21 protein-coding genes are annotated in these 20,011 nt (G+C 64.1%); 10 read left to right on the top strand and 11 right to left on the bottom strand.

Annotated features, from left to right (window positions below):
• The first annotated feature begins 15 nt into the window (after nt 1–15).
• The 7 genes from X771_RS154115 to X771_RS154145 all read left to right on the top strand — a co-directional run bounded on the left by X771_RS154115 (nt 16) and on the right by X771_RS154145 (nt 8,744).
• Entirely contained in the window at nt 16–1,002 is a 987-nt protein-coding gene (locus X771_RS154115; protein WP_023687722.1) for an ABC transporter permease, read from the top strand.
• Between the two features lies 1 nt (nt 1,003).
• The gene (locus tag X771_RS154120; RefSeq protein WP_023687721.1) at nt 1,004–1,984 is read left to right on the top strand and encodes a sugar-binding transcriptional regulator; all 981 of its coding nucleotides are present in this window, start codon (nt 1,004–1,006) and stop codon (nt 1,982–1,984) included.
• The gene (locus X771_RS154125) at nt 1,974–2,969 is read left to right on the top strand and encodes an aldo/keto reductase (protein WP_023687720.1); all 996 of its coding nucleotides are present in this window, start codon (nt 1,974–1,976) and stop codon (nt 2,967–2,969) included. The genes X771_RS154120 and X771_RS154125 overlap by 11 nt, the downstream gene beginning before the upstream one ends.
• A gap of 77 nt (nt 2,970–3,046) precedes the next feature.
• Entirely contained in the window at nt 3,047–4,855 is a 1,809-nt protein-coding gene (locus tag X771_RS154130; RefSeq protein WP_023687719.1) for a glycerol-3-phosphate dehydrogenase/oxidase, read from the top strand.
• Complete coding sequence (locus tag X771_RS154135; RefSeq protein WP_023687718.1) at nt 4,767–5,609, top strand: class I fructose-bisphosphate aldolase; 843 nt, start codon at nt 4,767–4,769, stop codon at nt 5,607–5,609. The genes X771_RS154130 and X771_RS154135 overlap by 89 nt, the downstream gene beginning before the upstream one ends.
• The gene (locus X771_RS154140; protein WP_023687717.1) at nt 5,602–7,140 is read left to right on the top strand and encodes an FGGY-family carbohydrate kinase; all 1,539 of its coding nucleotides are present in this window, start codon (nt 5,602–5,604) and stop codon (nt 7,138–7,140) included. Before X771_RS154135 ends, X771_RS154140 begins: the two co-directional genes overlap by 8 nt.
• Nucleotides 7,137–8,744, top strand: a complete 1,608-nt coding sequence (locus X771_RS154145; protein WP_023687716.1) for a GMC family oxidoreductase N-terminal domain-containing protein — start codon at nt 7,137–7,139, stop codon at nt 8,742–8,744. The genes X771_RS154140 and X771_RS154145 overlap by 4 nt, the downstream gene beginning before the upstream one ends.
• 16 nt (nt 8,745–8,760) lie before the next feature.
• Here the strand turns inward: X771_RS154145 and X771_RS154150 are convergent, their stop codons facing one another.
• Together X771_RS154150 and X771_RS154155 are read right to left on the bottom strand one after the other, a co-directional pair.
• Nucleotides 8,761–9,117, bottom strand: coding sequence for a YciI family protein (locus X771_RS154150; RefSeq protein ID WP_023687715.1), 357 nt, complete (start codon nt 9,115–9,117; stop codon nt 8,761–8,763).
• Nucleotides 9,114–9,329 carry a hypothetical protein gene (locus tag X771_RS154155; RefSeq protein ID WP_023687714.1) on the bottom strand — a complete coding sequence of 72 codons (216 nt, stop codon included), beginning with the start codon at nt 9,327–9,329 and terminating at the stop codon, nt 9,114–9,116. The genes X771_RS154150 and X771_RS154155 overlap by 4 nt, the downstream gene beginning before the upstream one ends.
• Nucleotides 9,330–9,548: 219 nt before the next feature.
• Here X771_RS154155 and X771_RS154160 point away from each other — a divergent pair, with 219 nt between their 5' ends.
• Nucleotides 9,549–9,974: an OsmC family protein gene (locus tag X771_RS154160; protein ID WP_023687713.1), complete on the top strand. Its 426-nt coding sequence runs from the start codon at nt 9,549–9,551 to the stop codon at nt 9,972–9,974.
• Nucleotides 9,975–10,183: 209 nt separating this feature from the next.
• Here the strand turns inward: X771_RS154160 and X771_RS154165 are convergent, their stop codons facing one another.
• The 6 genes from X771_RS154165 to X771_RS154190 form a co-directional block, all read right to left on the bottom strand.
• The gene (locus X771_RS154165) at nt 10,184–10,813 is read right to left on the bottom strand and encodes a DUF480 domain-containing protein (protein ID WP_023687712.1); all 630 of its coding nucleotides are present in this window, start codon (nt 10,811–10,813) and stop codon (nt 10,184–10,186) included.
• Nucleotides 10,814–11,055: 242 nt separating this feature from the next.
• Nucleotides 11,056–11,835 carry a succinate dehydrogenase iron-sulfur subunit gene (locus tag X771_RS154170; protein ID WP_023670510.1) on the bottom strand — a complete coding sequence of 260 codons (780 nt, stop codon included), beginning with the start codon at nt 11,833–11,835 and terminating at the stop codon, nt 11,056–11,058.
• Between the two features lie 40 nt (nt 11,836–11,875).
• The gene (gene sdhA, locus X771_RS154175; RefSeq protein ID WP_023687711.1) at nt 11,876–13,705 is read right to left on the bottom strand and encodes a succinate dehydrogenase flavoprotein subunit; all 1,830 of its coding nucleotides are present in this window, start codon (nt 13,703–13,705) and stop codon (nt 11,876–11,878) included.
• Nucleotide 13,706: 1 nt separating this feature from the next.
• Entirely contained in the window at nt 13,707–14,105 is a 399-nt protein-coding gene (gene sdhD, locus X771_RS154180; protein WP_023683885.1) for a succinate dehydrogenase, hydrophobic membrane anchor protein, read from the bottom strand.
• Nucleotides 14,105–14,524 (bottom strand): succinate dehydrogenase, cytochrome b556 subunit, encoded by a 420-nt coding sequence (sdhC, locus tag X771_RS154185; RefSeq protein WP_023683884.1) that lies wholly within the window; start codon nt 14,522–14,524, stop codon nt 14,105–14,107. Before sdhC ends, sdhD begins: the two co-directional genes overlap by 1 nt.
• Before the next feature lie 240 nt (nt 14,525–14,764).
• Nucleotides 14,765–15,235, bottom strand: coding sequence for a hypothetical protein (locus tag X771_RS154190; RefSeq protein ID WP_023687710.1), 471 nt, complete (start codon nt 15,233–15,235; stop codon nt 14,765–14,767).
• Between the two features lie 253 nt (nt 15,236–15,488).
• On the opposite strand from X771_RS154190, the gene X771_RS154195 reads away from it, so the two are divergent.
• The gene (locus X771_RS154195; RefSeq protein WP_023687709.1) at nt 15,489–15,860 is read left to right on the top strand and encodes a hypothetical protein; all 372 of its coding nucleotides are present in this window, start codon (nt 15,489–15,491) and stop codon (nt 15,858–15,860) included.
• A gap of 37 nt (nt 15,861–15,897) precedes the next feature.
• On the opposite strand, the gene X771_RS154200 is transcribed toward X771_RS154195, so the two are convergent.
• A complete protein-coding gene (locus X771_RS154200; protein ID WP_023687708.1) occupies nt 15,898–17,094 on the bottom strand; it encodes a GGDEF domain-containing protein in 1,197 nt (398 codons plus the stop codon).
• Between the two features lie 163 nt (nt 17,095–17,257).
• Here X771_RS154200 and X771_RS154205 point away from each other — a divergent pair, with 163 nt between their 5' ends.
• Nucleotides 17,258–17,569: a hypothetical protein gene (locus X771_RS154205; RefSeq protein ID WP_023670517.1), complete on the top strand. Its 312-nt coding sequence runs from the start codon at nt 17,258–17,260 to the stop codon at nt 17,567–17,569.
• A gap of 107 nt (nt 17,570–17,676) precedes the next feature.
• Here X771_RS154205 and leuC read toward each other — a convergent pair whose 3' ends face one another.
• Nucleotides 17,677–19,086 (bottom strand): 3-isopropylmalate dehydratase large subunit, encoded by a 1,410-nt coding sequence (leuC, locus tag X771_RS154210; RefSeq protein WP_023687707.1) that lies wholly within the window; start codon nt 19,084–19,086, stop codon nt 17,677–17,679.
• A gap of 278 nt (nt 19,087–19,364) precedes the next feature.
• A complete protein-coding gene (locus X771_RS154215) occupies nt 19,365–20,000 on the bottom strand; it encodes a class I SAM-dependent methyltransferase (RefSeq protein WP_023687706.1) in 636 nt (211 codons plus the stop codon).
• Between the last annotated feature and the right edge of the window lie 11 nt (nt 20,001–20,011).

Raw genomic sequence — 20,011 nt, 5'->3', positions numbered from 1 at the left:
ATCGTGGGGGAAAACATGGACAGCGTGACGCCGCCGGCCCGCATCGGGTTCAGTGAAAGGCTTGGCGGCCTGATCAGGATGCGCGAGACCGGCCTGATCCTCATCATCGCCGTGCTCTTTGCGGTCATGTCGCTCGCATCGCCGTACTTCCTGACCTGGGACAACATGCGGGCGATGGCGATGGCCTTCGCGGTCGAAGGCATCGTCGTCGTCGGCATGACGATCCTTCTGATCTCAGGCGGCATCGACCTTTCGGTCGGTTCGGTCACCGCACTCGCCATGGTCATTGCCGGCCTGCTCTTCCTCGGCGGCGTCGACCCCTGGCTGGCATCATTGATTGCAATAGCGGCCTGTGCAGGCATCGGCGCCTTTATGGGCTTCTTCGTCACCAGGGTGGGATTGCACCACTTCATCGTCTCTCTGGCCGTGATGGTGATTGCGCGCGGGCTCTGCCTGCTCGGCACCGGCGGCCGCCCGCTCGGGCTCTATACCCTGCCGCCCGAGTTCAAATTCATCGGCCAGGGCGCCATTGGCGGCATTCCGGTCGTCATCATCATCTTCATCGTCTTCGTCATCCTTTCCGACTTCATGCTGCGCCGCACGACGATGTTTCGCAAAGTTTTCTACACCGGCAGCAATGAGAAGGCGGCCGCCTATTCCGGCATTCGCACCAAGAAGGTCGTGTTCCTGACGACAACTTTGTGCTCGACGCTGTGCGGCTTTGCCGGCGTGATCTACATGGCCCGCTTCGGCTCGGCCCAGCCGACCTTCGGCGCCGGCATGGAGCTGAACGTCATCGCCGCCGCGGTGATCGGCGGCGCCAGCCTCACCGGCGGCTCCGGCACCATTCTCGGCGCCATCCTTGGCACCATCCTGCTCTCCGTCGTTTCAAGCTCGCTCGCTCTGCTCGACGTGTCCGTCTATTGGCAGGACATCATCCGCGGGTCCATTCTGCTGACGGCGGTCACCGCCGACTACTACTTCAACAAGCGGCGGGGCTGAGATGGCTGACGGCAGGGAAGATTTCGAGGCGATCCGGCAGATCCACACCGTTCTGGTGCTGCACTTCCTCGACGGCATGAAGCAGAACGACATTGCGGCGGCGCTCAACCTTTCGGCGTCGAAAGTCAATCGGCTGATCGCGCAAGGGCGCAAGCTCGGCATGCTGAGGATCGCGGTCGAGAGCCCGTTCCAGCGCCTCGTCGACATCGAAAAGCAGCTGATCGAGGTCGCGCAACTGGCAGCCGCGATCGTGACGCCGACCGTGGCCGGCAGTCCCGACAGCACGCTGCAGCAGGTGGGGCGCGCGGCGGCCAACCAGTTGCTCGAGACTTTGCGCGACGGCGACGTCATCGCCATTACCGGCGGCAAGGCGATCAGCGCGCTGGTCGAAAACCTGCAGCCCGAGCGCGCCTTCGACGTCACCGTCGTGCCGCTGACCGGCGGCGTCCAGGGCAAGCACTATACCGACGTCAACCATCTGGCGACGCGGCTGGCCGAACGCCTCGGCGGCACCAGCATGCTCTTGCATGCGCCGCTCTTTGCCGAAAGCCGCGAGCAGCGCGATCTCCTGCTGGACATGGCCTCGGTGCGCGAAATCTTTGATCTGGCGCGCAAGGCGGCGATCGCGCTGGTCGGCGTCGGCTCGATCCAGACGCCGGGGTCGAGCTATTACGACCTCCATCCGGGCCTCGATCCCGACCGCGAAAAACTCGCCGCCAGCGGCGCAGTCGGCGAGTTCCTTGCGCATCTGATCCGCGACGACGGCACGCTGGCCGACTATCCGCCCAACGACCGCCTGGTGGCGCTGGCGCCTTCGGAGCTCGGTCGTTGCCGGTCGGTCATGGGCGTCGCTAGCGGCGCCGAAAAGGTCTGGCCGATCCGCGCAGCGCTTCGCGGCAACTATCTCAAATCACTGGTCGTGGACGAAGAGACGGCCAATGCAGTCCTGAGCAATGCGGGGAGCATACGCAATGTCGCCTGAAATGTTGACGCGCACCATTGGCGCGTCGGGAATATCCGCCTCCGCGATCGGCCTTGGCACCTGGGCCATTGGCGGCTGGATGTGGGGCGGCACCGACGAGGCGCAATCCATCGACACCATCCGCGCCTCGATCGATGAAGGCGTTTCGCTGATCGACACCGCGCCGGCCTACGGCAAGGGGCTGTCCGAGGAAATCGTCGGCAAGGCGATCAAGGGCCGCCGCGACAAGGTCGTGCTCGCCACCAAGCTTGGGCTGATCTGGCACGCGAAAAAGGGCAACCACTTCTTCGACTATGACGGCGCGCCCGTGCATCGCTATCTCGGTGCCGACTCTGTCGTCTACGAAGTCGAGCAGAGCCTGCGCCGTCTCGGCACCGACCACATCGACCACTACATCACCCACTGGCAGGATCCGACGACGCCGGTCGCTGAAACGATGGAAGCGCTCGACCGGCTGAAAACCCAGGGCAAGATCCGCTCCATCGGCGCCAGCAATGTCAGCGTCGCCGATGTGAAGGCCTATCTCGCGGCCGGCCAGCTCGATGCGGTCCAGCAGGAATACAGCATGGTTGCGCGCGACATGGAACAAGACCTGTTGCCCTTCTGCGCCGGGAACAACGTGTCGGTGCTCAGCTATTCCTCCCTGGCGCTCGGTCTGCTCTCGGGCAAGATCGGTCCCGACCGCGTCTTTACCGGCGACGACCAGCGCAAGGACAATCCGCGCTTCTCGCTCGCCAACCGCCGCAAGGTGGCAGCGCTGATGGAAGCGATCAGGCCGAGTGCCGAGGCGCACGGCGCCAGCGAGGCGCAGGTGGTCATCGCCTGGACGCTGCAGCAGCCCGGCATCACCTTCTCACTCTGCGGCGCGCGCAGCCCGCAGCAAGCCAGGGAAAACGCGAAGGCCGGCCGCATCAAATTGTCGGGACAGGAGATCAACCAGATCAGTGAGGCCGCCAGCCGCCATCTGACCAATCTCGACGCCTGACCGCCACCAGTAACCCGAACCAAGTTGAGCTGCCGTCCACCGGACGGCAGAACGGCCCAACCTTGCCCGGCAAAGCCATGGCTGATCAGAGAACCGTCATCCTCGACACGATCCGCCGCAACGGCGCGTTCGATGTCGTCGTCATGGGCGGCGGCATAAACGGCATCGGCGTTTTCCGCGAACTGGCGCTGCAGGGTCTCCGAGTTCTGCTGGTCGAACGCAACGATTTCTGTTCGGGCTGCAGTGCGGCACCCTCGCGCATGATCCATGGCGGCCTGCGCTATCTCGAGAATGGCGAGTTCGGCCTGGTGCAGGAATCGCTGCGCGAACGCGACGCGCTGCTGGCCAATGCGCCGCATATGGTGCGGCCGCTGCCGACGACAATTCCGATCCGATCCGTCTTCTCCGGGCTGATGAACGGCGCGGCAGGCTTTCTCGGCTTTTCGGAAACGCCTTCCAGCCGCGGCGCGCTGGCGATCAAGGCAGGCCTCGCGCTCTACGACTGGACGACGCGCAAGCGCCGGGTGCTGCCGCGCCACAGTTTCCGTGGCGCCAGGGCGACCTTCGCGCAATGGCCGGCGCTCGATCCCAAACTGCGCTTTTCCGCTACCTATTACGACGCCTGGATCAGCTACCCCGAACGGCTCGGCATCGAATTGCTGCTCGATACCGCACGCCTGGCGCCCGACAGCCTCGCGCTCAATCGCGCCGAGATCGCGCGCGCGGGCTCCTCCTTCGAGCTCACCGATACGGTGGGTGGTGAAGGCTTCACCGTGACCGCCAAGGCGATCGTCAATGCGACCGGCGCATGGCTGGATTCGGCGATCGCCCGGCTCGACGCCTCCGAAAAGCCCGCGGCGCCCCTGGTCGAGGGCACCAAGGGCTCGCACCTCATCCTCGACAACGAGCCGCTGTACCAGGCGCTCAGTGGCCACATGATTTTCTTCGAGAATGCCGACGGCCGCGTCTGCATCATGTTTCCCTATCTCGGCAAGGTGCTGGTCGGCTCGACGGACATCCGCGTCAGCGAGGCCGGGCGCGTGCGCTGCGAACCGGCCGAGACCGACTACATATTGGCGGCGGCGCGGTTGGTATTCCCGTCCATTCCGGTCCATGCCGCCGACGTCGTCTTCACCTATAGCGGCATCCGGCCACTGCCGAAGAGCGACCATGCCTTCACTGGCCGAATATCGCGCGGCCATTCCGTACACCGCATTGCCGGCGACATCCCGCAATTCTGCATGATCGGCGGCAAGTGGACGACCTTCCGCGCCTTCGCCGAACAGGCGGCCGATGACGTGCTGGCCGAGCTTGGCCGCGAGCGCATCCGCGGCACGCTGGCGCTACCGATCGGCGGCGGCCTTGGATTCCCCACGGCCCCGGCATCGTTGGCGGCCGAGCTGGCGGGTGAGTTCGCGATCAGCGCCAACCGCGCCGCCTATCTCGCCGATCGCTACGGCAACCGCGCGCGCGCCATCATCCTGTTCTGCCTCGGGCGTCCCGACGATATCAGGCTCGATGACAGGACCGAGACCACGGCGGCCGAGATCGTCTATCTCGCCCGGCATGAGTTCGTGACCTGCCTCTCGGATGTTGTCTTGCGCCGCACGTCGCTTGCCATTGCCGGCGACATCTCGATGGTATCAATCGAAGGGATCGCCGATGCGCTGGCCGCCGAGCGCGGCTGGAGCGATCCGCACCGCGACGAGGAGATAAAAAGTCTCATCGCCGAACTCGACACCTATCACGGCGTCTCGCAAGAGATGCTCGACCAACGCACGATCCCAGGAGCAGAACATGAAAGTCAGCACCAAGGCCCGGATGAACCGGATGTTCACCAACGGCAATTGCCTCGACGTGGCGCTCGATCACGGCGTCTGCAATGAACCGGGGTTTCTCGTTGGCCTGGAGGACATGGCGAAGGTCATCGACACACTGATCGCGGCAGGGCCCGACGCGTTGCAGCTGACCTATGGCCAGGCCGACCTCTTGCAGTCGCGGAAAGACAAGGACAAGCCGGCGCTGGTCATGCGCATCGACATGGGCAACCCCTACAATGCCCAGCGCCACCGGGTGATGTGGTCGATGCTGCAGAATTATGACGAGCCGATCATCGGCGCGCTGGAGATGGATGCGGCCTGCGTCGTCGTCAATCTGTTCATGCTGCCCGACGAGCCGGAACTGTTTCGCCAATGCGTCGAAAACATCGCCAAGGTCCGCGCCGCCTGCCAGCGATACGGCATGCCCTTGATGATCGAGCCGCTGGTTATGCTGCCCAACGATATCAGAGGCGGCTATCAGGTCGACGGCGATGCGGAAAAGATCGTGACGCTGGTGCGGCTCGCCGCCGAAATGGGCGCCGACATCATCAAGGCCGACCCCACCGAGCACGCGGAAGATTTCCACCGCGTCGTCGAGGCGGCACGCGTGCCGGTGCTGGTGCGTGGCGGCGGCAAGGACGATCTCAAGACGGTGCTGGCAAAATCGTCAGCCCTGCTCAGACAAGGCGCCAAGGGGCTGGTCTATGGCCGCAACATCTATCAGCATGCCAATCCGAAGGCGGTAGTGAGTGCGTTGATGGCGATGATCCACAACGACGCCGGCGGCGAAGAGGCTTGGGACATCTACAACAATGGCTGATCAAGCCGCCTATCTGCTCGGCCTCGACGCCGGCAACACCATCATCAAGGCGGTGCTGTTCGATTATGCCGGGCGGCAGCTCGCCATGCATGCGGTCGCCGGCCGTTCGCAGACGCCGCAACCCGGCTATGTCGAGCGCGACCTCGGCGGCATGTGGGCCGATGCGCGCGACGCTATCCGCGCCTGCATCGCGCAGGCCGGCATCGATGCCCGCGGAATCGCCGCCATCGGTTGCGCCGGCCATGGCAACGGCCTTTATCTGGTCGACCGTGCCGGCGAACCGCTGATCGGCATCCAGTCGCTCGACACCCGCGCCGCCGGCATGGCGTCGACGCTGGCCTCGCGCAATGCCGAAGCGCTGCATGCGATCTGCCTGCAAAAGCCGTGGCCGGCGCAGACGCCGACCTTGCTGGCCTGGGTCAAGCAGCATGCGCCCGACCTTTATGCCGCAACCGGCACGGCGATGCTGTGCAAGGATTTCATCGCCTACCGCCTGACGGGCGAGCGGGTCAGCGATGTCTCCGACATGTCCGGTTGCGGCCTCGTTCGCATGCCCGAAGGCGTCTATGATGCCGAGCTTCTCGCGCTCTACGGCATTGAGGATGCGCAGGCCAAACTGCCTCGATTGCTCGACAGCGCCGACATCGCCGGCGCGGTCGCCGCGCAAGCGGCTGAAGAGACCGGACTGGCGGAAGGCACGCCGGTCATCGCCGGCTATTTCGACGTCGTCGCCAGCGCCATGGGGGCGGGCGTCGTGCGCCCCGGCGAAGCCTCTGTTATCGCCGGCACATGGTCCGTCAATCAGGTCTTCTCCATCGCGCCGGTTGCCGACCCAGATGTTTTCATGGTGGCGCGCTTCGGTCCCGGCCGTTTCGTCAACATCGAATCCAGCGCTACATCGGCCGCCAATCTGGAATGGTATGTACGCGAACTCGTCGAGCGCGGTGCCCATTATGACGATCCGTTCGGCCACTGCAACGCGGCTGTCGGCGCGGTGACGCCAACCTGGGACGATCCGATGTTCCACCCGTTTCTCTACGGGTCGGGACAAGGGGCGGAGTTCCGCGCCGGCTTCTACGGCCTCGCCGGCTGGCATAGGGAAGGCCATATGCTGCGCGCGCTGTTCGAGGGCGTGATGTTCGAGCACCGGCGCCACATCAATGTCCTGAAGGACGCCGGTGTCAGCTTCGACAAAGCGGTGCTGTCCGGCGGCGGTTCGCGCAGCGAGCACTGGCCGCAGATCTTCGCCGACGGGCTTGGCGTGCCGATCACCGTCCCCGAAGCGCGCGAGACCGGCGCGCTTGGCGCGGCAATCGGCGCCGGGGTCGCGGCCGGCCTGTTCGCCGACTATGAGGCCGGCGTCGACGCCATGACCCGGTCAAGCGCCGCCTATTGTCCGAATCCGGCCATGCAGGACCATTACAACAGGCGTTATCGCGCCTATTGCGGCCTTGCCGATACGCTGCGATCGTTCTGGGCCGAACAGGCGGCAGAACCGAGTAGAACACCGCCGAGTAAACCACCGCAATGACCCAACGGCTCGATGGCGACTACGACTACATCATCGTCGGCGCAGGCACCGCTGGCTGCGTGCTGGCCAATCGGCTGAGCGAAAACCCGGCGACGCGCGTGCTGCTGCTCGAGGCCGGCGGCAGCGACAATTATCACTGGGTGCATATCCCGGTCGGCTATCTCTATTGCATCGGCAATCCGCGCACCGACTGGATGATGAAGACTGCCCCCGAAGCCGGCCTGAACGGCCGCTCGCTGGTCTATCCCCGCGGCAAGGTGCTGGGCGGCTGCACCTCGGTCAACGGCATGATCTACATGCGCGGCCAGGCGGCGGACTACGATGGCTGGCGGCAGATGGGCAATGTCGGCTGGGGCTGGGACGATGTGCTGCCCTATTTCCTCAAATCCGAGGACCATCATGGCGGCAAGACTAAGCTGCATGGCTCCGGCGGCGAATGGAAAGTGGCGCGGCAACGCCTGTCCTGGCCGATCCTGAACACCGTGCAGGAGGCGGCCAAGGAATTCGGCATCATGCCGCGCGAGGATTTTAACGACGGCGACAATGAGGGGTCCGGCTTCTTCGAAGTCAACCAGAGCAAGGGCGTGCGCTGGAACACAGCCAAGGCATTCTTGCGCCCGGCGCTGCGACGGCCCAACCTTCGGCTGGTCGTCAACGCGCATGTCGAGACAGTGCTGTTCGAGGGCAAGCGTGCTATCGGCGTCCGCTACCGCGCCGGCGGCCAAGCCATAGAGGCAAAGGCCAGGAGCGAGGTGCTGCTGACCGCCGGCTCGATCAACACGCCGAAACTGCTCGAGCTTTCCGGGGTCGGCGAGCCGGATCGCCTCGCCGCGCTCGGCATCGATGTGGTTCACGCCAGCCCCAACGTCGGCGAGAACCTTCAGGACCATCTGCAGATCCGTACCGTCTATAAAGTGTCGGCGGCGCTGACACTCAACACGCTTGCCAACAGCCTGAGCGGCAAGGCGAAGATCGCGCTGCAATATGCCTTTGGCCGCTCGGGACCGATGTCGATGGCGCCGAGCCAGTTCGGCATGTTCTCGAAATCCGGTCCGTCGATGGCGACGCCGGACCTGGAGTACCACGTCCAGCCCTTGTCTACCGACCGGCTGGGCGACCCGCTGCACCCGTTCCCGGCAATCACCATGTCGGTCTGCAATCTGCGGCCCGAGAGCGTCGGCTCGGTGCACGCCACAACCCGCGAGCTGGCCGTGCAGCCGGAAATCCGGCTGAACTATCTCTCGACGGTGCGCGACCGCGAGATCGCGCTGCGTTCGGTGCGCCAGGCGCGCGGTATCATGACCGCCAAGGCTCTTGCCGGCTTCCATCCGGAAGAAATCCTGCCTGGTCTCGCCCACCAGTCGGACGAGGACCTGCTGCACCAGATCGGCTCGATCGCGACGACCATCTTCCACCCGGTCGGCACCTGTAGGATGGGTGTCGACGACCGCGCCGTCGTCAGCCCGGACCTGCGCGTGACCGGTGTCGAGGGCCTGCGCGTCGTCGACGCCTCGATCATGCCGCGCATCGTCTCCGGCAACACCGCCTCGCCAGTGGTGATGATCGCCGAGAAGGCGGCGGATATGATCCGCCGGCCTGCATGACGTCGCCGCTGCTGCCTTACGACCCCGGCACGTCGTAGATCGCCCTGACCTCGATCGTGCCGATTTCGGCCAGCGGAATCTCGCCTGCGATCGCCAGCGCCTGTTCGAGACCGTCGGCCTCGATCATGACGAAACCGAGCAATTGCTCCTTGGTTTCGGCAAACGGACCGTCCGTGATCAGCCGCTTGCCCTGGCGCCGCCGCACCGTCTTCGACGTCTTCACCGATTGCAGCGCCTGCGCGATGATCAGCTTGCCTTGCTGGTCCAATGACCGGTCATAGGCCATCGAATCGGCGTCGAGCTTGGCCAGACGCTCCGGCGTCATGGCATGGAGGTCCTTTTCCTCGCCGTAGACCAGACAGACATATTTCATTTCCAGCTCCCTTGCTGTGACGAAGCATATGCGATCACGGCGCCGGCGGCATCCCTGCCGGCAGCAGCGTGGTCGAGCACGCAGACCGCAATGCCGATCACAGCGACCGCAGCAAGCAGCCGGCCGAAGCCGGAAGGTCGCGAGCAGTCGATCTCGTGTAGACGCGCGCTTTTGTCGGCGTCGTTCCAATGGGCAGAAAACAGATTGTTCATCTTGGATCTCCATCCGCCACGAGAATCCGTGGACGCTCGCAGGACGGCCGGCGCCGATGCAAGTCGACATTTTTGCACGCACATTTTTTCCAGAAAATTTGCAGGGCACGCCGGCGTCGCATCCGGCCGAAACAGCGCGGTGGTCTTCCCCTGCCGCCGCGCTATAGTTGGAGGGAACGCCGCGTGGCCGGCGCTGTCGCTGTAATCAAGGAGAATCTTATGGACCGCACCGCAAACGCCGTCTGGAAAGGCAATCTGAAGGAGGGCACGGGCACGCTCGACAGCCAGAGCGGCACCTTGAAGGGCACGCCCTATTCGTTCAAGGCTCGCTTCGAGGACGAGAGCGGCAAATCCGGCACCAATCCCGAAGAGTTGATCGCGGCGGCACACGCCGGCTGCTACGCCATGCAGCTGTCGCATTTCCTGGCCGAGAACGGCACGCCCGCCACCGAGCTCGACGCCAAGGCGGTGGTGACGCTGGTGCCCGGCACCGGCATCACCGGCAGCGCCATCACCCTGATCGGCAAGGTGCCGGGCATTGATGTGGCGAAGTTCAAGGAACTGGCCGAGAAGGCCAAGGCGGAGTGCCCGGTTTCGAAGGCACTCGGCGCCATCAAAGTGTCGCTCGACGCGAAACTGGGGTGATCCGCCGATTTTGCCCGGGGTAGCGATCCTTCGCGCCCCCCTCTGCCCTGCCGGGCATCTCCCGGGGAGATTGGAAGCCCGGTAGCTGGCACTTTCTTTCGACGTTCGTGATTGGCGAAGGCCGGCGTGACATCTGATCTCCCCACTTGAGGGGGAGATGGCCGGCAGGCCAGAGGGGGGTGCTGTCCCACCAACGTCTCGGATAACTATTAAGCGCCCAGCGCATCAAGCCGGGCGCGAAGGGCTGCGACTTCCTGCTCCAGAGCCTCCAATCTCGCTTCCAGGTCGGAAGCAGGCAAGGCCGGCGCGCTCCGCTGCACCGATAACGCCGCGACGTCCACCGGTCCTGCGAGCAGATGCACGTAGCGGTCCTCGCGCTGGCCTGGCCCGCGCGGTATTTCCTGGATCAGCGGCGGTCGGCGGCCGATCAGCATGTCGAGTTCAGCGCGCAGGTCTTCGATCGACGAAAACCGCGCCATGCGCTCAGCTCGCGCCAGCAACTCATGCGCCGTCTGCGCCCGGCGCAGCAAAAGCAGGCCGATCACCGCAGTCTGCGGCCTCGTCAGCGAGAAGCGCTGCGCCATCTGATGCTCATAGCGCTCGACGCGCGAGCCGAACATCTGACGCACCAGCCCCTTCTGCTCGAGCAGCTTCAGCGTCCGATGCACCTCTGTCGGCTCGAGCGCCATCACAGGCTCGCGCGCCGTCTTCTGGTTGGCGGCTGCAAGTGCTGCATTCAGCGTCAGCGGATAGACATCCGGCGTCAGCTCCTTCTTCTCGATCAGGCAGCCGAGCACACGGGCTTCGACCGGATTAAGGATTGGAAGCTCTTCGCTCATTGGGTTGAGTATCCTTTCTAGCGCCGGCGAGACAGCGCCCCCCTCTCTGTCCTACCGGATATCTCCCCACGCGGGGGGAGATCGGCAGCTTCGCCGACAGCGCGCCATCCTTCAACCTTGGAGATTGGCGAAAGCCGCGATGACGGCCAATCTCCCCACCCGTGGGGGAGATGTCCGGCAGGACAGAGGGGGGCGCGAAGGAATCGCCGCGTCCGAGATTGCCGCGAGCGAACTCGCCTCAACTAAACCCGCCGCTCCACCATCATCTTCTTGATCTCGGCAATCGCCTTGGCCGGGTTGAGCCCCTTCGGGCAGGTCTGGGCGCAGTTCATGATGGTGTGGCAGCGGTAGAGCCGGAACGGGTCTTCGAGATCGTCGAGCCGTTCGCCCGTGGCTTCGTCGCGGCTGTCGATCAGCCAGCGATAGGCCTGCAGCAGCGTCGCCGGGCCGAGATAGCGGTCGCCGTTCCACCAATAGCTCGGGCACGAGGTCGAGCAGCAGGCGCATAGGATGCACTCGTAGAGCCCGTCGAGCTTTTCGCGGTCCTCATGGCTCTGCAGCCATTCCTTGGCTGGCTCTGGCGACACTGTCTTCAGCCATGGCTGGATCGAGGCGTGCTGGGCGTAGAAATTGGTGAGGTCGGGCACCAGATCCTTGACCACCTGCATATGCGGCAGCGGGTAGACTTTGACGGCGCCGGAAATGTCGTCGCAGCCCTTGGTGCAGGCCAGCGTGTTGGAGCCATCGATGTTCATGGCGCAGGAGCCGCAAATGCCTTCGCGGCAGGAGCGGCGCAACGCCAGCGTCGGGTCGATCTTGTTCTTGATCCAGAGCAGCGCATCGAGCACCATCGGCCCGCAATCGTCCATGTCGACGAAATAGGTGTCGATGCGCGGGTTCTCGTCATCGTCGGGCGACCAGCGGTAGATGCGGTATTCCCGCAGGTTGGTGGCGCCCTCCGGCTTCGGCCAGGTCTTGCCCGGCTGCACCTTGGAGTTCTTGGGAAGCGTGAGTTCGACCATTACCTCAGATCCTTTCGGATGACGGGCTTCGGCACCATGGTCAGTATACCCTGGCCTTCGGCGCGATCTTGGCAAGACTGATGCCGCCGTCCTTTTCCGCCACCAGCGGCTCGGTGTGCACGGGACGATAGCTGAGGCTCACCTGGCCGTCCTCGCTTAGCCGGGCCAGCGTATGCTTGCGCCAGATAATGTCGTCTCGGGCCGAAAAATCTTCGCGCGCATGCGCGCCGCGGCTCTCCTTGCGCGCCTCGGCGCCGTAGACCGTGGTGATGGCGTTGGCCATCAGATTTTCCAGCTCCAGCGTCTCGACCAGGTCGGAATTCCAGATCATCGAGCGGTCGGAGACTTTCAGGTCCTTGAGCTCGGTCCATATCTGCGAAATGCGCTTGCAGCCGTTTTCGAGCGACTCCTGTGTGCGGAACACGGCGGCGTCTTCCTGCATCGCCTTCTGCATTTTCTCACGCAGAACGGCGGTTGGCGTCGAGCCATTGGCGTGGCGCAGCCGGTCGAAGCGGTCCATGATGTTTTCGACCGAGGCTTCGTTGGGCGAAGGGATCGCCGAATTGCGGTCGATGACCTGGCCGGCGCGGATTGCGGCGGCGCGGCCGAACACCACCAGATCGATCAGCGAGTTCGAGCCCAGCCGGTTGGCGCCGTGCACGGAGGCACAGCCGGCCTCGCCGACCGCCATCAGCCCGGGTGACACCCGGTCAGGATTCTCGACAGTCGGGTTCAGCACCTCGCCCCAGTAATTGGTCGGCACGCCGCCCATATTGTAGTGCACCGTCGGCAGCACGGGGATCGGCTCCTTGGTCAGGTCGACGCCGGCGAAAATCCTGGCCGATTCCGAAATGCCCGGCAGCCGCTCATGCAGCACGGCCGGATCGAGATGGTCGAGATGCAGGAAAATATGGTCCTTGTTCTTGCCGACCCCGCGGCCTTCGCGGATCTCCAGCGTCATGCAACGCGAGACGACGTCGCGCGAGGCCAGGTCCTTGGCCGACGGCGCGTAGCGTTCCATGAAGCGCTCGCCCTCGGAATTGACGAGATAGCCGCCCTCGCCGCGCGCGCCTTCGGTGATCAGGCAGCCGGCGCCGTATATGCCTGTCGGATGAAACTGCACGAACTCCATATCCTGCAACGGGAAGCCGGCCCGTGCCGCCATGCCGCCGCCGTCGCCTGTACAGGTGTGCGCCGACGTCGCCGAGAAATAGGCGCGGCCATATCCGCCGGTCGCCAGCACCACCATCTTGGCGGAGAAGCGATGGATGGTGCCGTCGTCGAGGTTCCAGGCGACGACGCCGGTGCAGGTGCCGTCCGGTTCCATGATCAGGTCGAGCGCAAAATACTCGATGAAGAACTGTGCATTGTTCTTCAGCGACTGGCCGTAGAGCGTGTGCAGGATGGCGTGACCGGTGCGGTCGGCGGCAGCACAGGTGCGCTGCACCGGCGGGCCGTCGCCATAATTCATCATGTGTCCGCCGAACGGCCGCTGGTAGATCTTGCCCTCTTCGGTGCGCGAGAACGGCACGCCGTAATGCTCGAGCTCGTAGACCGCCGCCGGTGCCTCGCGCACCAGATATTCCATGGCGTCGACGTCGCCCAGCCAGTCCGAACCCTTGACGGTGTCGTACATGTGCCACTGCCAGGAGTCCGGACCCATGTTGGACAGCGACGCGGCAATGCCGCCTTGTGCCGCCACCGTGTGCGAGCGGGTCGGGAACACTTTGGTGATGCAGGCCGTGCGCAGGCCCTGCTCGGCCATGCCGAGCGTGGCGCGCAGGCCGGCGCCGCCGGCGCCGACGACCACCACGTCGAACTTGTGGTCGACAAAGGTATAGCCGGTGGCCGATTTCGCGTCCTTGGCCAAATCAGCCTCCGAATGCCAGTTTGAGCAGGGCGAAGATCGAGGCGACGCCGACCGCTATGGTGAAAAACGTGCTGAGTGCGATCAGCGCCAGCTTCATGCCTTCGGCATGCACGTAATCCTCGATAATGACCTGCATGCCGACACGCATATGGGTGAGACCGGAAACGAGCACCAGCGCCAACACCAGCGCCACGAACGGACTGGCGAGCGCCGCCCGCACCTCGGCGAAGCCGGCGCCATTGAGCGCGATCAGGAACCCGACGAAGAACAGTATCAGGGGGATGTTGGCAATGGCCGTCAGCCGCTGTCGCCAGAAATGCCCGGTGCCTTCGCGGGCCGAGCCCAGACCGCGGACCTTGGCCAGCGGCGTGCGCATATCGTTGTTGTTCGTGCCGCTCATCACAAGGTTCCCCGCGCCATGTAACCGGCGACCCAGATCAGCAGCGTGAGCAGGATGGAACCGGCGAGCGTCGCCCAGGCGATCTTCGATGCCGTGTGTTTCTCCAGCCCGGCGCCGGTGTCCCAGACGAGATGGCGCACGCCGCCCAGCATGTGGTGCATCAGCGCCCAGGTGTAGCCGAACAGGATGAGCCGGCCGAGCCAGGTGCCGAAGGCCCAGTTGATCCAATCGAAAGCGCCTTGCGAACTCGCCGCCGCCATCAGCCACGCGGCGACCAGCAGCGTGCCGAAATACAGCGCCCCGCCGGTGATGCGATGAATGATCGACATCGTCATGGTGATCGGTGGGCGGTAAATCGTCAGGTGCGGCGAGAGCGGCCGTTCACGTCTGGCGGTTCGGGTGGCTGGTGATTTGCTCATGGCTGCCCCAGTTCGATGTCCGGAGCCGCGGTGGAAAGCGGCACTTACCGCCTCGATATATGACTTCAGACAGCCGGTTTCTAATGCTCTTTTTGCACCGCGTCAAAGCCGGAAAATCGTTTTGAAAACGTCATTTAGTCTGACAAAAGGCTGCTGTTTCGCTTCAATCGATTTGGCCACCGTCGAAAGCGGGCGCACCGTTCGCTGCAGTGCGGCATTTCCTTTGCAATCGACGCCAGGCTATCGTTTGCAGGTCTGTGGTGTCGAGCCCCTCTTCATCACCAGCGCCTCGCGCGCGTCGATCACGATTGCGTCATGCGACGCGGCTTCCTGGTAGCGGCTGGACTGGTTGGCGGGTGATGCGGCAAACTCCTCGGTCGTGCCATCGGGCCTGACAACGCGCAACGCCGTGCCGAGGTTCTGGATGGTGATCATGCCGCCATTGCCGCATCTGTAAGTTGCCGTGCCGACAGCAGACCGCGGCGCGGTAAGATCGGTGACGATCTTGGCTGAAGGTGCGGCAGGTGCTGTCGGAGCCGTTGCGGAAGCCGGGGGCGCCACAGGTGCGGCGGACTGCTGAGCCGGCGCGGGCGCGACAGTGGGTGGTACGGTATTCACCGCCGTCGGCGCGCCGTTCTGCGGCACGCAGGCTGCGGCAGTCAGCAAGGGGATCGACAACAGCGTCACCCGAAACGTCCGGCGTAACGCCATATGCTGTCCTCCTGCGCGGCTAACTAGCCGCGGTGTTCCACCAAGATCAAGCTCACCCAACGTCAGCGTAGTTGTGTGCGTCGCGGCCGATGGTGCGGGCAAGCATGGCCGAATGATGACGCCCGGGTTTTCCATCCCGTCGGATATTAACCATGTTTGGCGAGAGATCGCCGCCGGATACGCCTGCCCTCTTAACAAAGGTTAAGAAAAGGTTAATTTCCGATTCGATCGGGTCCACAGCAGAGAGGACACCATGCTTTCGAATTCAGGAAGAGCGCGCCTTGCGGCGCTTGTGCTGGCGACAGCCAGTCTCGGCTTCGCCGCCCCGGCAATGGCCTGGTCGCGCCATCATGACCGCGTCTATGCCGATTCCCTGGGCAATCTCGTCATCGACAGCGCCGCCGGCTACAAGCGCATCATTGTCGGCCAAGGCAGGCTGGCCAAGAAATTGTCCGACTACACCAGCGCCGGGCAGCCGGAAGCGGAACCGGAAGTCCTTTATGAAGACGAGGCGGATCACATCTCCAGGCGTGGCTGCTATCAGCCGCCGGTGTTCGTGAAGGGCCGCTCCTATATGTACGGCCTCTCCGACGGCGAAATGCCCAACCTCAGCCCTTGCCGCTGATGATCCGGCACGGCCGAGAGGCCGTTTAAGCGAGACGCTAACCGGCGCTGCCTGTATCCGGGATGAACACCGTTTCCGCCCGCTCATAGGACAATCGCACGCTGTCGCGGCCGTTCTTCTTGGCCTTGTAGAGCGCTTCGTCGGCGCGCCGCATCAGCGGCTCCAGCCCTTCGTCGCCGGTGCGCGCCGCGACGCCGAAGCTCGCGGTCACCCTGGTGCCCGGCGGCAACCCGTCGACACTGCCGGCCGAATAGTGCGTGCGCACGGCTTCGGCAAACAGCCGCGCCGTGGCAAGATCGCTCAGCGACAGAAGCACGGCGAACTCCTCGCCGCCGATGCGGCCGGCAACCGCACGCGTGCCGGCGGCCGCGCGAAGCTTGGCGGCGAAGTCGGCGATCACCTGGTCGCCCGCGGCATGTCCGTATTTGTCGTTGAGCGCCTTGAAGTGATCGAGATCGGCCAGCACCAGCGCGACCGGCACCTTGGTAACAGCGCAATGCTGCAGCACCAGCAAGGCGCGCTCCTCGAAACCCCTGCGGTTGAGCAGGCCAGACAGCGGATCGGTGTGCGTCTCGGTCTTCAGCGCCTTCATCACGTCGAGCGCTGCTGCCGAGAACAGGCAGAGCGCGATCAGCAACGACAGCAGCGCGTGCGTCAAAAGCGCCGTCGTCCAGTAGGACGAGCCATAAAACCCGTCATAGCTGGTGAACGGCCCGTGCGAGATGACGACGAGCAGCGTGCGGCCGATGAAGTTCAGCCCGGACAGCAGCGACAATACGAACAGGATTTTTTCCGTCGGGCCGTTCTTGCGCACGGCGCGCAGCTCGGCGGCGACCAGCAGGCTGAGGCCACCAAAGCCGAAATTGATCGACAGGATGCGCCAAGTTAGGTCCGGCTGGACGAACAGGAACCAGGAGAATGCGACCATCCCGCCACCCGCCAGAATGCCGATCGCGATATAGGGCACGCGCCTGCCGTAGCGCGAGATGATCGCACCGACGAGGCAGCAGGCGGCGAGCGTGAAGCAGAGGTTGGAGACCAGCTTGGTCAGCACCATGCCGCCGGGCAGCGTGAAATACTGTAGCAGGAAGCCGGGCGCGGACACGCAATAGCTCGTGCCGAGCACAGCCAGATAGGGCCGGTGGCGCTGGTAGAACCACAGCACGAGGAACGCCGCGCCGAGCGCCAGCGCGATCGTCGGATTGAGCAGCGCTATGAACAGGCCGGTGTCCAAAGGACGGTGACTTCCCCGCTTGACGTCAGGGAAGACCTTAGAGCGCAAGCCCCAACAAGCGGTTAAGCCGGGACGAATATGCAAGTCGCCACTGATGAAGCTGCTGCACGGAACCGGGACCTGAGGCAGGCGTTTCGTGACAGCAATCAAGGAGAAGTTATTCATGGCCGACACGATCACGCTGACCGACCACGAAGCAATTCGCTCATGGGCCGCAGGGCGCGCCGGATTTCCGGCGATCGTCGATGTATCGCCCGAAACCGGAACGCAGCCGTTGCTGAGGCTCGTCTTCGGCCAGCACGCCTATCAGGACCAGGATCAACCTGAACGCCCGGTCAACGCAGGCGGCTACGAGCTGGTCGAATGGGACGAGTGGTTCAAGATCTTCGACGAGCGCGAACTGGCGCTGGTGGTCGCGGCCGACGAACCCGGCAGCCGGGAGGAATTTCATGAAATCATCCGGCGTGCCGGCTAGGGCATATACCCCAAGGGTCTTAGAGCGGCGCGCTTTAAACAAAACCCCGAACGGTTTTGCCGTTCGGGGTTTTGCATACGCTCAGATCAGGCTTGAACCAGTCTGCGCTATTTCCAGTCGCGGATGTCGACGAAATGGCCGGCGATCGCCGCCGCCGCCGCCATGGCCGGCGACACCAGATGGGTGCGGCCCTTGAAGCCCTGCCGGCCTTCGAAATTGCGGTTCGAGGTCGAGGCGCAGCGCTCATGCGGCTTCAGCCGGTCGTCGTTCATGGCCAGGCACATCGAGCAGCCCGGCTCGCGCCAGTCGAAACCGGCGGCAATGAAGATCTTGTCGAGACCCTCGGCCTCCGCCTGTTCTTTGACCAGACCGGAGCCCGGCACGATCATCGCATCGACATGCGCACTCACCGTCTTGCCTTCGACCACCTTGGCCACCGCACGCAGATCCTCGATGCGGCCATTGGTGCAGGAGCCGATGAAGACGCGGTCGAGCGAAATGTCGGTGATCTTGGTGCCCGGCGTCAGGCCCATATAGTCGAGCGCGCGGATCTTTGACGTCCGCTTGTTCTCGTCCGTGATCTCTTCCGGATCGGGAACGACGCCCTGCACCGAAACGACGTCCTCGGGCGAGGAACCCCAGGAGACGATCGGCGGCAGCTTGGCCGCGTCGAGCACGATCACCTTGTCGAAATGCGCGCCCTCGTCGGACTGCAGCGTCTTCCAGTATTCGAGCGCGGCGTCCCACGACGCGCCCTTCGGCGCGCGCGGCTTGTCTTTGACATAGGCGAAGGTGGTTTCGTCGGCCGCGATCAGGCCGGCGCGCGCGCCGCCCTCGATCGACATGTTGCAGATCGTCATGCGGCCTTCCATCGACAGCGCGCGGATCGCCTCGCCGGCATATTCGATGACATAGCCGGTGCCGCCGGCAGTGCCGATCTCGCCGATGATGGCCAGGATGATGTCCTTGGCGGTGACGCCTTCCGGTAACTGGCCATCGACACGCACCAGCATGTTCTTGGCCTTGCGCTGGATCAGCGTCTGGGTCGCCAGCACATGCTCGACCTCGGAGGTGCCGATGCCATGTGCCAATGCGCCGAAGGCGCCATGCGTCGAGGTGTGGCTGTCGCCGCAGACGATGGTCATGCCGGGCAGCGTGAAGCCCTGCTCCGGCCCGATGATGTGGACGATGCCCTGGCGGATATCGTTTTCGGAGTAATATTCGACGCCGAAATCCCTAGCGTTCTTGGCCAAGGCCTCGACCTGGATGCGGCTTTCCTCGTTCTTGATGCCGAACTTGCGCTCGGGCGAGGTCGAGACATTGTGATCGACCACGGCCAGCGTCTTTTCCGGATGCCGGACTTTTCTGCCGGTCATGCGCAGGCCTTCGAAGGCCTGCGGGCTGGTCACTTCGTGAACGAGATGGCGATCGATGTAGAGCAGGCAGGTGCCATCGTCCTGGCGGTCGACGACGTGGTCGTCGAATATCTTGTCGTAGAGGGTGCGCGGTGCGCTCATGTGCGTAAATCCGTCGATTTGCAAAAAAGGGGAGGGGCAGACGCGCCTAAGCCTTCGGCCCAGCGAAAGCGGCTTAGCTAAGTCGGCTGGTGAGCGCGCCGGAAATGCGCGAAGAGAAACGCGACGGCAGGCGTTTTCTGTCCTGCAGCACGAAACCCTTATAGGCCGGATCGCCAAAAAGCTCTTCCATGGCGTGGCTCATACCAATGTTTTGGCTTTTCGGCAATTGCGGCGTGTTTTCCCTTCTCCCCTTGTAAGAGAAGGGGAAGGGGCGGCGCTCAAAGCACCTCGAACACAAAAGTCTTTACCAACGCATCCGGCTCGGCGATCGCATAGCAGCGGAACCATGGGCTTTGCTCGACCGGCCGCCATTTCCCGGCCCGTTCCAACTCATCGAACACGTCCTGGAAGCCGCCGCTGTCAAACACCTGGTCGCGCACGGTGAAGATGGCGTGGCCGCCTTTTCTGGTGATGCGGACAAGCTCGTGCAGGCCGGACGCCGGCGCATGGCTGATGGTGAACACGCCAGTCGAGAAGAAGGCGCGGAAATGCCCGTCCGGCCAGGGCAGCGGCCCGCCGAGCATTGCCTGCTTCAGATCGCCATAGGCATTGCGGCTGCCGGCGATCTTCAGCATGTCGTCGGAGAGGTCGAGCCCGGCAATGTCGTGATAACCCAGCGCCTTCAATGACGGGCCCGACAGGCCGGTGCCGCAGCCGGCGTCGAGCAGCGGGCCTTCACCCACCTTCACATGGCGCGCCACCCAGGCGGTGATCAGGAACGGCAGCAGATAGCCGAGCGAAGCGGTCTCGCCGTCATAGGTCGCGGCCCAGTCCGCATAGGCCTTGGCCAGCCCTTCCGGCGTGTCGGCCGAATAGACGGTGCCCAGCGCCGCATTGGCCTTGTCGATCGTCATCGCCTGCATCC

The organism is Mesorhizobium sp. LSJC269B00 (assembly GCF_000502815.1).
Taxonomy (GTDB): Bacteria; Pseudomonadota; Alphaproteobacteria; order Rhizobiales; family Rhizobiaceae; genus Mesorhizobium.
The sequence above is the reverse complement of the archived record's forward strand: the minus strand, read 5'-3'. Positions and strand labels throughout refer to the sequence as shown.